This is a genomic window from Ruegeria sp. AG7 (assembly GCF_056541545.1).
Genome location: NZ_JBQFYP010000009.1, coordinates 82973 through 94888 on the forward strand (window position 1 = coordinate 82973; position 11916 = coordinate 94888).

Genomic DNA, 11916 nt, shown 5'->3' on the forward strand with positions numbered 1-11916 from the left:
CGGCTTGGGCCGCCCTTGCAAGGCAGGGATTTTCGGAGTGCGTCAGGATTTGGCTGAAATGATCAGGTCCGGGCCGAAAATCGTGTCCGCATGGTTGTGCAGGTAGATCTTGAGCCACGGTGTAAACCGGTCCGGGTGGCGGGCCACTTCGGCCAACAGGTCATGGTAGTCGATCCAGCGGATATCCATGACTTCGTCCGGATTAGGTGCGATTTTCAGCGGTCCGCGCACATGGGCCAGAAAAACGTCGACAACTTCGTTTTCCACCATGCCGTTCCCAACATCGGCGTGGTATTCCAAACGGTGACGGTATTCAGGGTAAAGACCTGTGATCCCCAGTTCTTCGTTCAAGCGGCGCACGGCGCAGGTTGACGAGCTTTCGTCCCAGTCGGGATGCGTGCAGCAAGTGTTCGCCCACAGGCCGGGCGTGTGGTACTTGCCCAGCGCCCTGCGCTGCAACAAAATCTCGGTGCCCCTTACGACAAACACCGACACGGCCTTGTGCTTGAGGCCCTTTTCGTGAGCTTCAAGTTTGTCTACCGGGGTCAATTCACCATTGACCCAAGCCGGGATCATAATGCCCATCTGTCCTCTCCTGTTGCCAATCCGCCTGACGGGCGCTGATGTTGGGTTTAGCTATTGCCGGGTCGGCTTGGCGTTGCGGCACACTCTGCGGTTTGCGGTCAGATACCAAAGTGGCGCTGTTCTACACTGGTATCAATCGCACCAAAGGCCGCAGGGGCTGCGGCCTTTGGTCCTTGTGCGTGGGTGCACAATGTTAGCGTTTATTCGCCTGATACACTGACGATATAGGCAAAGACGTCTTCACTGCCACTTTTCAGCTTGAAGGTCATTTTCGACTTGGCAGCGGTGTCGTCCAGATAAGATTGCAGGAAGCCCTTAGGGTCCTGCGTGTATTCCACAAAGGACGTCTCATCCCAGACCAAACCCTTCTCACCGGCTGCGACGATGCTGTCGCCATATTTGAAGTCTTCGTAGGTTCCGGCAGAGCGACCAGCGACGCCATAGAGGTTGGGGCCGGTTTTTCCGCCTTTGACGATGACTTCTCCGGCCGGATCAGCGATCATGTGGCAGGACTTGCATTTGTTGAAAGCTTTCTCACCGGCTTCGGCATCGCCTTCGGCATGAGCGGGCAGCGCCAGCAGGCCAGCGATTGCGATAGTGAGGATACGATTCATAGCTTGTGCTCCGATACAAATTGGCTGCACCGAATGGACCCCCGGCGCATAAAAGTGTCAACGCGCGGATTGCCGCGCGCATCTACAGTGCCACTGCGACACATGGTGTGTCCTTAACTTAAGTCATGTACAGTGGTCCAGCAGGGCAACAGGTCTCCTTCCGCCGGGGTCGCCAGATAGACCGCCCGCGCAATGGCCCGGGACAGGCACAGCGAGGCCGCGTGCCCGATCAGAGTTAGATCGGCCTCTGACTGCAACGGACGTGCTGCTGTGCTGAGGGCAAAGACCAAATCGCCGTCGTTGGGGGTATGGGCAGGCAGGATGGCCCGAGCGATTCCGTCATGCGCCGCTACTGCAAGGCGCTGGCATTGTGGTTTGGTCAGAACGGCATCGGTGGCGACAATGGCGATGGTCGTGTTTGTCTGTTCGGGTTCCGCTGGACTCATGGCCAACGCCTTGCGGCTGCGGCGGATCCGGCTTTGATCCGGCGACATATCGGGGCCCAGCCCGCCAAATTCATCGCCAACTTCGAAGGGGGCTGCCCAGAAATGCCGGTCACCCGGTGTTGTGACACTGCCCAGCGGGTTCGCCGCAACGAGGGCCCCGACCGTGACTCCATCAGGCAGAATGGACGAGGCAGAGCCAAGCCCGCCCTTCTGCATTGCGGCCAACGCCCCGGTGCCCGCCCCGACGGACCCCAAATCAAAATCTCTTGAAGCGCCCAGATAAGCAGCCCGCCCCAGCGCACGATAAGGGTTTTCCGCCCAATCCTTTGCACCGCCATTGAGCAGGTCAAACAGGATCGCGCCGGGAATGATCGGAACCTTCGCTGAACCGACGGGAAACCCGCGCCCTTCAGCCCGCATCGCATCTGAAACACCCGAGCAGGCGTCCAGTCCAAAGGCCGATCCGCCGGACAGAACCAGCGCGTCCACCCCTGTGACGGTTTTATCAGGCGCAAGCAGATCGGTTTCGCGCGTACCCGGTGCACCGCCCATCACATGGACCGACGCAACGAACGGTTTATCTGCCGTGAGGACCGTGGTCCCGGACTTCAGCGCATCGTCCTGAGCGTTTCCAACTGCCAGGCCGGGGACATCGGTAATCAGGTTTCTTGGTCCAGGGATCATCTTGAACTCGGGATTGGTGCGGGGAAGCGCGCGGGCGCGCGCTGCCTCCGGCGGGGATATTTTTGGCCAGATGAAGATCGGATCAGATACATCGGCCGCCATCGACCTCGAGCGCGGTGCCGGTGATCATGCTGGCCTCGTCCGAACACAGGAAACAGGCGGCGTTGGCCATATCTTCGGGTGTTGAAAACCGTCCCAGTGGGATGGTCGCCAGGAACTTGGCGCGGATCTCGGGCGTGTCTTCGCCCATGAAAGATTTCAACAGCGGTGTTTCGCCCGCCACTGGGCAGATCGCGTTCACGCGTATGCCGGTTGGGGCCAGTTCGACCGCCATGGTCTTGGTTGCCGTGATCATCCACCCTTTGGACGCGTTGTACCAGTTCAGATTCGGGCGCGGAGACAGGCCCGCCGTCGAGGCTACGTTCAGAATTGCACCCGCGCCGCGCGCCTTCATATGGGGAACAAATGCCCGGGCGGTCAGATAGACGGACTTCATGTTCACGTTGAAGACCCGGTCGAAATCATCCTCGGTGACGTTTTCCAGAGGGGTTGGCAAGTGGGTGACACCTGCATTGTTTACCAGAATATCGAGCGCCCCAAAGGCGGCAAGTGCCGTGTCCGCCATCACTTGAACCGAAGCCCCGTCGCCGACGTCGACCTGATGCGCCAATGCCCCGGCCCCAAGTTGCGCCGCCATCTCAGCGGCTGCGTCACCGTTGATATCCGCAATCATGACGCGTGCGCCTTCGGCTTGGAATTTCTGCACGATCCCCGCACCGAACCCGGATGCGCCGCCGGTGACGATTGCGGTTTTTCCCTCCAGCCTCATGACGTTACCCTTTTGCAGCCTTTGCGGGCCAGACTATCAACGCCCCGGCAAGATGCCAGATCAATCTTCAGACACCTTGCCCCGCAGCGCCTTGACGTCGCCACGCGCCTTTTTCGCGGCAAGCCGACGCTTGACCGAGCCATAGGTCGGTTTCGTTGCGATCCGCCGTTTAGGTTTGACCAGCGCGCGGGAGATCAGTTCTGCCAGCCTTGCGCGCGCGATTTCACGGTTGCGGGCCTGCGAGCGTGTTTCCTCACATTGAATGATGATTGCGCCGTCTTTGGTCCAGCGTCGCCCGGCCAGTCGCTTTAACCGGGCCTTGACCGGATCGGGCAAGGACGGCGAGCGTGCAGCTTCGAAGCGCAGCTCGACTGCGGTCGACACCTTGTTGACATTCTGCCCTCCGGGACCGGACGACCGTACAAAGCTTTCGGTCATTTCCCAGTCTTGCAGCGCGATATCATCGGTGATGTGCAGCATGGCAGTGTCAGCTTGGTGACTTGGGCGAATAAAAAGGAAGAGTCGCGATCCTGACCCGAGCCGTCGGAAACCCGCAACAAGCGGGCGGGCGTAAGCCATAGCGGCACAGCATTTCAGCAAGTCTCCTCATCCTCGGTGCCTAGCGCAGTGCATATGTGCGATCAAGCCTGCTTTGGCAGTTCGCGCAATGCAGAATCCTGGCGGTGGCTGGGACGTCCGTTCGCATCAGTTGCGTTCGCCGTCAGGTATTCCAAGCCCAGCTCATTTAACGTCAGGTGCCGCCAACGCTGTGGCCATATTGCGTTACTTATGCAGAATCGAATGCGCGAAGGGCTGCAACGATCTTTCGTGAATGTTGGTTGTGAAAGGGATCGTCATGGATATGAGGCGCGTGCTCGAAGACTTTGATGAAGCGTACAATCAGGCATTTAACCGAGGCGATGCTGCTGGCTGCGCTGCGTTCTTTACCGAAGACGTCATGTTGTTGGCGCTCGGAGAACCCCTGCTGCGCGGGCGCGAGGCGTTCATCGCAGCCTATCGGGAAAGAATGAAAGAAAACACCGGTGGAACGCATACAAATGAGTTGATCGATTTCAGTGTGGATGGCGATACTGCCTATCAGGTCGGGTCTTTTGCTATCGCTGATTCTGACCCGCCGGAGAAAGGGAAGTTTGTGAACGCCCTGAAACGCCAGACAGATGGCACCTGGAAAGTCAGCATTTCCATCTTTAACAGTGACTTTCCATAGCGGCCCTGAATGTAGAGTGAGCAGACATGGAACCGGGGTGTCAGGCTATTGAATGGCCCTGAGCACCGCGGGCGATGTCACGCAACACATTCAGCTCCAACTCGTCTTCCTCATGCACCCGTGTCAGGATTTCTTTACTACTGACGATGGCAATTGCTTTTCCATTCTGAGTTACGACAAGATTTCGGATTTTGTGTTTGGCCATCAGATTAAGACCATTGGACAACTTCGAGCCCAGCGCGCAGGTGACAGGTTTTTCCGTCATCCAGTCACCCACTGTCTGCTTGTAGAAAGCTGAGCCGGAATCCGCCAGGCACAGCAGCACGTCATGATCCGTGATTATCCCGACCAGCTTCCCTTCGCTGAGAACCGCCAGCGCGTTCACATCCAGCAACGCAATGGTGACGGCCGCATCGAACACCGTTGTGTCAGTGTCGCAAAATGGCGGCTTTTTAAGGTTCTGCGTTTTGACAATGCTTGAGATCGTCATGTCTTCCTCGTGGTTGAGCGCCCGACCCCTGTGTTGATCAGGGCGCATGAAAAACACTAATTCAGGAGCGGCATCATCGCTGTTGCAAGGCTCAGGACCAGGAAAAACCCTGCCATATCCGTGATCGTTGTCAGCAAAGGGCCACTGGCGACCGCCGGGTCCTGACCGATGCGCTTTAACAGCAAAGGCAGAACGCCACCGATCGATACCGCGATGATCGTGTTCAAACCCAGCGCGCCGCCAATCACCAAACCCAGAAACGGGTTTCCTTTCCACATCCAGGCAACGAGTCCGATCAGCAGGCCAAGGACACAGCCGTTGATGATGCCGACCGAAACCTCTTTTATCCAGACCCGCATAGCATCAATGGGCCGGACCAGACCAAGCGACAGCTCGCGCATGCTGACCGCAACGGCCTGATTGCCGGAACAACCGCTCATATCCGATACCATCGGCAGAAACACAGCCAGAGCGATCACGGCAGAAAGGGTCTGTTCATAGGCGGCAATCACGCTGGCCGCGATCACGTTGAGCACGATGTTGGCCGACAGCCATTGAAGCCGCCGCCGCGCCCTGAGCGGCAAAGGCATCGATCGCAGTTCGTCTCCAAAGACACCATGGCGTTTCAGGCTTGCCGATTCCGCGCGCTTCAGCAGGGCCTCATTCACGGCAGAGCGGGAAACGACACCCACAAGATTCCCGTCCGTTTCGACAACCGGCAACCCAAGAAAAGGGTGCTCATCGAAAAGGTCCTCCATTTCTTCCAGCGGCATGCTGGCCGGAACCGTGATAGGGGGCACCATGATATCGGTGAGTTTGATGCTTCGCCGTGTGGACAGCAGGCTACGTAATGAAAGCACCCCGACAGGCAAGCCATCGGAATTCAAAACGTAAGGGTGCTGGCCACGGTAACGTTCAAGGTCGTACTCTTCATGAGCGAAACGCCGCAGAACCTTTCCGACTGTATCGCCATCGGAAAAGGTGAAGGCTTCGGCCACCATCAGACCACCGGCGACATCGTCGTCATATTCAACCAGTCGCCGGACATCCGCCGCATCTTCCGGGTCCATCCGGGCAAGGATCGCTTCTGCATCGGCGTCTTCAAGTTCCCCGATGACATCCGCCTGAATGTCGGAATCCAGCTCGAGGATAATTTCGGCGGCCTGTTCGGAAACCATGCGCTCAACAAGATCGACCGCCAGCGCATTTGGCGCTTCTTCGACCAGTTCGGCCGCACGTTCCGGTGGCAGCAACGAGAGCGCGGCGCTTCGCTGGTCAACGGGCAGGTTGAGCAATTCCCGCAAGGCATCGCTGAGCGAAAGCGGATCAAGCAGGTCTGCCAGCGCCGCCCCGTCGCGATTTTCCAACGCCAGCTGAAGCTGCGTCCCTGTTTCCCTTGGTAAGGAGTCCGTATCGCTCATCCGCCGACCTGTGGGGGTAAAAGTTTCTTACTTTCACCCATATAACAGAAAATATTTGCCTATAGACAAAAAATTTTCTGATTTGTAAGAAAGTGCATGCAGGAAAATGACTGGATATCCGCCGCAGCCGAACGTCTGGCCGCCTTGTACGATCAGGAGTTTGGCGGCAAGGTCAGCGGACGGTATCGCATTCCGGACAAGCTGGTGCGTCGGATCGCCAGGCGCAGGCGTTTGTATGAAACAGATATCCGCGCCCTGTCGATCGCGCTTTTTGAACTTGGGTACGTGTTAATCGATATGGATAGTTTTTACGTTGTAATGAGCGCGAATTCGTTTGTGAATTACCGGCGCGCCAATGATGACAGCGTGGCTTAGTCGCCATGGTCAAACAAACTGGATACCCCGAAGTCATAGGATGGCGCGAGCGGATCAGCCTGCCTGATTTCGGGATCGAGCATATTCCGGCAAAGATAGACACAGGTGCCAGAACCGCAGCCCTGCATGCCGTGGACCAGACCGTGTTCGAGGTTGATGGCGAACGATGGGTCGAGTTCATGATCCCGGTCCATAACCGCCGGTCATCGGGCCGGGTGCGTACGCGGGTTGTAGACGAGCGGGAAATCAAGAACACTGGTGGCATTCCGGAACGCCGGTTGATCGTCAGAACACAGCTTCTGCTTGGACGGCATCGGTGGCTAATCGACGTTTCGCTGGCCAATCGCGCGAGGATGGAGTTTGATCTGATCCTTGGCCGTACCGCCATTCGCAGGCGTGGGATCCTTGTCGATCCCGGCCACTCATATCTTCTGGATGCACGAAAAGATCCGAAAAAGATGAAAAGCAAGACAAGATCCAAGGACGCAGAAGGACGACATCAATGAAGCTTGTCATGCTTGCCCGAAATCCAAACCTGTATTCCCACCAGCGTCTGAAAGAGGCTGCTGAACAACGCGGGCACCAGTTGGATATCGTGAACACGCTACGCTGTTACATGAATATCGCGTCGCGCCGACCCGAGGTTTATTACGACGGTAAGAAGCTTGGGCGCTATGACGCGGTGATCCCACGGATCGGCGCTTCGGTCACATTCTATGGGCTGGCCGTGTTGCGGCAGTTCGAAATCATGGGTGTCTTTCCGCTCAACGAGTCGGTTGCAATTGGCAGATCCCGTGACAAGTTGCGGTCCATGCAGCTGATGGCACGTGACGGGATCGGATTGCCGGTCACCACCTTCGCGCATGACCCGAAACAGACCGACGAAGTTCTCAAACTGGCAGGGGACGCTCCGCTGGTGGTCAAGCTGCTGGAGGGCACGCAGGGCATCGGCGTGGTGCTTGCGGATTCAAACCGGTCGGCAAAATCCGTGGTCGAGGCGTTTCGCGGTGCCAAGGTCAACATCATGGTACAGGAGTTCATCAAGGAAGCAGGCGGCACGGATATTCGTGCACTTGTGGTCGGTGGAAAGGTGATCGCGGCGATGCAACGAAAAGGGGCCGAGGGCGAGTTCAGATCAAACCTGCATCGGGGTGGCAGCGCCAAGCCCATCAGAATCTCGCCCGAGGAACGCTCGACAGCCGTGCGTGCGGCCAAAGCGATGGGCCTGAATGTCTGTGGTGTCGATATGCTGCGGGCCAATCACGGTGCCGTAGTCATGGAAGTGAACTCCTCACCCGGGCTTGAAGGTGTTGAAAAGGCCACCGGCATCGATGTTGCGGGCAAAATCATCGAATTTCTCGAAAAGAATGCGGCCAAAGGCAACACGAAGACACGAGGCCGTGGGTAGAGGCGATGCGCGGTCCCTTTGAAATCGGGGGTTATCGCGTACCGCCCGGTACACGAACCACTCTGGATTTGCCGGTCAGCGTGCTGTCGGATCATACCCCAGTGAGCATGTCAGTACACGTGGTTCACGGCCGCCGCCCCGGGCCGGTCCTGTTCGTCAGTGCCGCCGTTCACGGCGATGAGGTGATCGGCGTGGAGATCGCACGGCGGCTGCTTCGGGCGCCACAGCTTGACAAGCTTGCGGGTACCTTGCTGGTTATCCCGATCGTGAATGCCTTTGGTTTCATGACACATTCCCGATACCTTCCTGACAGGCGCGACCTGAACCGATCCTTCCCCGGCAGCGAAGGAGGGTCGCTGGCCGGTCGGCTGGCGCATCTTTTCATGACCGAGATCGTCGAGCGGTCGGACCTGGGGATTGATCTTCATTCTGCCGCGATACACCGCACCAATCTGCCGCAGATCCGCGTCTCTCCGGCTTCTGATGTCACCCTCAAATACGCTGATGCGTTCGGTGCGCCTGTTGTGCTGATTTCAAAGCTGCGCGACGGGTCACTGCGCAAGGCCGCGCAAGAGCGTGGTGTGGATATCCTGCTGTTCGAGGGTGGTGAGGGTCTGCGTTTCGACGAACTGTCTGCGCGGGCGGGGGTTGCAGGCATCCTTCGGGTGATGAACGCAAAAGGAATGGTTGCGAAGCGTGGCATCGCCGCTGTGCGCGAAAAGCCTGTCCATGTCAGGTCAAGCTCGTGGATGCGCGCGCCCGCCGGTGGCCTGTTGCGGACTTTCAAAGCCGCCGGAGAATACGTGGCCGCCGGTGACCTGCTTGGACGCATTTCCGACCCGTTCGGAGAACTCAGGACCGATATCATCTGCGAAACCACGGGTATCATCGTTGGGCGTACAAATCTGCCTGTCGTTCATGAAGGCGACGCATTGTTTCATATTGCTGAAACGACCGGCTCGGATGTCGAAATGCGGGTCGATACGATTGCCAGCCAGCTTGACGGCGATCCGATGTTCGATGAGGACGAGATCATTTAGATTTTGGAGCCAAAAGAAAACGCGGGGCAGTTGTCCGCCCCGCGCCAGCCTAAAGGATCGCACGCAATCTGTTGCTCGCCAGCGCCTCCCAAGCGGCGAGCGCGATCAGCGCAGATCCCGTGAGCCAAGCATTTGCCACTGCCACACCATGACCGGTAAAATGCAGCACCTCCGGCGCGGCGATCAGTATTGCCCCGACCGCCAATACCGGAGCCACCCGTGCGAGAAGGTGGCCCCGGCCGCTAGCGCCTGACATGACCAACACACCAATACCGATCGTCATGAAGGCGAGCGACTCACGGTCAGACGAACCGTGAGCTAGGGTTTTCTGGCTGAACAGTACAAATGGGGACAGCACTAACCAGATACCCATCCCGGCAAGCATCCACCTGTAGGGTGGAGAGGGGTTTCTCATGTTCTTGGCAACCCCGGCTTATTCGTCACCTTTGGGATCAGGAAGCAACTCGGCCTCGACCGCGGCGACCATTTCTTCGTCATTGACGAAACCATCGGCATCCGTGTCAATTTCGGCAAAGCTCTCACTGGTAATATCGGGGTACTTTGTCTGTAGCTCGGTCAGCGAAGCCAGACCATCACCGTCCGTGTCCAGTCCTACCGGCAAGGCAGCGGCCGGAAGGGCAAGGAATGACGCGAGCAGAGCAACAACAGAAACTCGACTCATTTTGTTCTCCATCAGGGAATGGGCGGTTTACCCATTGAGGGGTTGGTGCAGCGCTAGGGTGTCGGAGGCTTATCTAAGGCAGACAGATTGCACCTGTTCCGCAGATCGGGTTGTCCACTTTGCGATGAAAACTGTTGATTGGCGGTCCGATCCGGTGGGGGCACTTTCGCGCTACAAAGCGTATATCGCACATTCGCATAGCGTTGAATAACGAATTTATATCGCCAATAATATCGAATATTCAAATAGGTGAACGATGGATATTGAACTCGCCCGAACCTTCCTTGCGGTCGTTGAAACCGGCACTTTTCTTGATGCGGCGGACAAGGTCCATGTTACGCAATCGACCGTTAGCATGCGAATCCGAACGCTCGAACAACAGCTTGGACAGCCCGTGTTTGAACGCAGCAAGTCTGGTGCGACCTTGACCATTGCCGGGCGGCATTTCCTCAAACATGCACAGGTTCTGGTGCGAACGTGGACCCAGGCCAAGCTGGATGCCGGTCTGCCTGCCTCGATGGCAGCTGCTTTGGAAATCGGCGCAACACCAAGCCTTTGGGACGGCTATCTGATCAACGCCCTTCCCGAGTTGATGGCGGCACTACCTGACGTCGCTATCCGGGCGACAGCGGCCCCGTCGGAAACACTCACGCGCGAGATCGAGGAAGGCAACCTGGATCTTGCCATCATGTACCGGCCGCGAAACGCACCTGGCTTGACCGCGCTCCAGCTTTTCGAGGACGAGTTTGTCCTTGTCAGCAGCGGCCCGGAAGCCCTCCCCGCTGATCTGGGTAACGCTTATATCCTGATAGACTGGGGCCCGGAGTTTCGCGCCGATCATATGCTGAACTTTCCAGGGCTTGATGCGCCGCGCCTTCAGTTGGGCATAGGCACCCTCGGCCTGCAATATCTTCGGTCGGTTCCCTCGGCCGGATATTTCCCAAGGCGCGTTGTCGAACCGGAACTTTGCAACGGGTGGCTCAAGCTGGTCGAAACGGCACCCAGATTCGCTTATGCCGCCTATGTCGTGTTCGATGAAAGTGAGGAAGAAGGATATCCGGGTCAGGCCGCTCGGCAGCTTTGCCAAACATCAAGTACACACGGCCAGGCACCGAAGCTTTGACAACACGTATTCACGCCTTTGCCGCGATCGGGTTCTAACAATGGATCGAACTCATCCAGCCCCCGCGCATAGTACAATTTGATCGCCCTCAGAAGGTGACGGCAACAAAAAGGGCCGCCCCAGCAGGACGGCCCTTCGAAAGTTCAGGAGGTCGGGTCGGTTAGATCAATCGACCAGCCGGAGCGAGCGCTCCGCCAAGGGCTGCCCTAACGGGCGATCCCCCCGGTTGTTCCGACACCTCTCTCCAATCTCTTTCTTGACACTGGATCACCTCCTTTTCTATCTGTTGCGGTTGAAAAGAAGCGTGCCACAAGTTGTGCCATTCTCAAAGCGTTTTTTTACACAGGCTGCGCAGTCAGCCGCGCAACGATCACCTTGAACGGGATCAGGGCGATCAGCGCCAGTGAAAGCTTCACCATCCAGTCCGCAAAAGCCAGCGTCACCCAAAGCGGTGCCATCGGGCCGGACAGCATGAAAGGAACAGGTTCCCACGCCCAGTTGATTGCAGCGTCGGCATTGGCGCCGAAGAAGGTGACCGAAGCCGAAAAGGCGAGCGTGAAGAAGATCGCGGTATCCAGTGCCGACCCTACCAGCGTCGACACCAGCGGCGCACGCCACCAGCGACCACCGCGTAGGGAATTGAACACGGTAACATCCGTCAGTTGCGCGATCAGGAAAGCGGTTCCCGATGCAACGGCGATGCGCAGCGGTACGGCAGCATAGGTGAACCCGTCACCCTGCAACATGATCTGGCTGCCGATCAGCGAACAGATGACACCGGTGGCAAATCCGGCAAACACGACCTTGCGGGCCGGACCAACGCCATAGACGCGGTTCATGATGTCAGTGACCAGAAAGGCCAGCGGATAGGTGAAAGCACCCCAAGTCAGCAGCCCGTCAAGGATCAGGAACTGGACCAGAATGTTCGAGGCCACAACAATGGCGGCCATGGCAATAATGCCGGGAATAAAGTTACGTTGCATGTTTTGAT

At 57.7% G+C, this 11916-nt stretch carries 16 protein-coding genes; 6 read left to right on the forward strand and 10 right to left on the reverse strand.

The features are described from left to right. Positions 1-42 precede the first annotated feature (42 nt). The 5 genes from idi to arfB form a co-directional block, all read right to left on the reverse strand. Complete coding sequence (idi, locus tag ACR0BF_RS13480) at positions 43-585, reverse strand: isopentenyl-diphosphate Delta-isomerase (RefSeq protein ID WP_480474530.1); 543 nt, start codon at positions 583-585, stop codon at positions 43-45. 200 nt (positions 586-785) lie between these two features. Further along, positions 786-1199: a c-type cytochrome gene (locus ACR0BF_RS13485; protein ID WP_480625091.1), complete on the reverse strand. Its 414-nt coding sequence runs from the start codon at positions 1197-1199 to the stop codon at positions 786-788. Positions 1200-1312: 113 nt separating this feature from the next. Beyond that, a complete protein-coding gene (locus tag ACR0BF_RS13490) occupies positions 1313-2329 on the reverse strand; it encodes a P1 family peptidase (RefSeq protein ID WP_480625119.1) in 1017 nt (338 codons plus the stop codon). Positions 2330-2411: 82 nt separating this feature from the next. Further along, positions 2412-3158 (reverse strand): SDR family oxidoreductase, encoded by a 747-nt coding sequence (locus ACR0BF_RS13495; RefSeq protein ID WP_480482712.1) that lies wholly within the window; start codon positions 3156-3158, stop codon positions 2412-2414. Between the two features lie 60 nt (positions 3159-3218). Beyond that, a complete protein-coding gene (gene arfB / locus ACR0BF_RS13500) occupies positions 3219-3638 on the reverse strand; it encodes an alternative ribosome rescue aminoacyl-tRNA hydrolase ArfB (RefSeq protein WP_209505170.1) in 420 nt (139 codons plus the stop codon). A 361-nt stretch (positions 3639-3999) separates the two neighbouring features. Here arfB and ACR0BF_RS13505 point away from each other — a divergent pair, with 361 nt between their 5' ends. Further along, positions 4000-4386, forward strand: coding sequence for a YybH family protein (locus ACR0BF_RS13505; protein ID WP_480625092.1), 387 nt, complete (start codon positions 4000-4002; stop codon positions 4384-4386). A gap of 40 nt (positions 4387-4426) precedes the next feature. On the opposite strand, the gene ACR0BF_RS13510 is transcribed toward ACR0BF_RS13505, so the two are convergent. Both ACR0BF_RS13510 and mgtE read right to left on the reverse strand, forming a co-directional pair. After that, positions 4427-4876 (reverse strand): CBS domain-containing protein, encoded by a 450-nt coding sequence (locus tag ACR0BF_RS13510; protein ID WP_480625093.1) that lies wholly within the window; start codon positions 4874-4876, stop codon positions 4427-4429. Between the two features lie 56 nt (positions 4877-4932). Beyond that, complete coding sequence (gene mgtE / locus ACR0BF_RS13515; RefSeq protein WP_480625094.1) at positions 4933-6297, reverse strand: magnesium transporter; 1365 nt, start codon at positions 6295-6297, stop codon at positions 4933-4935. A 96-nt stretch (positions 6298-6393) separates the two neighbouring features. On the opposite strand from mgtE, the gene ACR0BF_RS13520 reads away from it, so the two are divergent. The 4 genes from ACR0BF_RS13520 to ACR0BF_RS13535 are packed head-to-tail and all read left to right on the forward strand — an operon-like array spanning position 6394 to position 9120. Continuing rightward, complete coding sequence (locus ACR0BF_RS13520; RefSeq protein WP_480474516.1) at positions 6394-6672, forward strand: hypothetical protein; 279 nt, start codon at positions 6394-6396, stop codon at positions 6670-6672. 5 nt (positions 6673-6677) lie between these two features. Further along, entirely contained in the window at positions 6678-7178 is a 501-nt protein-coding gene (locus tag ACR0BF_RS13525) for an ATP-dependent zinc protease family protein (RefSeq protein ID WP_480474514.1), read from the forward strand. Then, the gene (gene rimK, locus ACR0BF_RS13530; protein WP_480474512.1) at positions 7175-8080 is read left to right on the forward strand and encodes a 30S ribosomal protein S6--L-glutamate ligase; all 906 of its coding nucleotides are present in this window, start codon (positions 7175-7177) and stop codon (positions 8078-8080) included. The genes ACR0BF_RS13525 and rimK overlap by 4 nt, the downstream gene beginning before the upstream one ends. Positions 8081-8085: 5 nt before the next feature. Further along, positions 8086-9120, forward strand: a complete 1035-nt coding sequence (locus ACR0BF_RS13535; RefSeq protein WP_480625095.1) for a succinylglutamate desuccinylase/aspartoacylase family protein — start codon at positions 8086-8088, stop codon at positions 9118-9120. A 49-nt stretch (positions 9121-9169) separates the two neighbouring features. Here ACR0BF_RS13535 and ACR0BF_RS13540 read toward each other — a convergent pair whose 3' ends face one another. Continuing rightward, a complete protein-coding gene (locus ACR0BF_RS13540) occupies positions 9170-9493 on the reverse strand; it encodes an SPW repeat domain-containing protein (RefSeq protein WP_480519581.1) in 324 nt (107 codons plus the stop codon). Between the two features lie 60 nt (positions 9494-9553). Then, on the reverse strand, positions 9554-9802 hold the full coding sequence (locus ACR0BF_RS13545) for an EF-hand domain-containing protein (RefSeq protein ID WP_480474506.1): 249 nt from the start codon (positions 9800-9802) through the stop codon (positions 9554-9556). Positions 9803-10058: 256 nt separating this feature from the next. Here ACR0BF_RS13545 and ACR0BF_RS13550 point away from each other — a divergent pair, with 256 nt between their 5' ends. After that, positions 10059-10925, forward strand: a complete 867-nt coding sequence (locus ACR0BF_RS13550; protein ID WP_480625096.1) for a LysR family transcriptional regulator — start codon at positions 10059-10061, stop codon at positions 10923-10925. A 338-nt stretch (positions 10926-11263) separates the two neighbouring features. Here the strand turns inward: ACR0BF_RS13550 and ACR0BF_RS13555 are convergent, their stop codons facing one another. Then, positions 11264-11908, reverse strand: a complete 645-nt coding sequence (locus tag ACR0BF_RS13555; RefSeq protein ID WP_480625097.1) for a queuosine precursor transporter — start codon at positions 11906-11908, stop codon at positions 11264-11266. Positions 11909-11916: the final 8 nt, after the last annotated feature.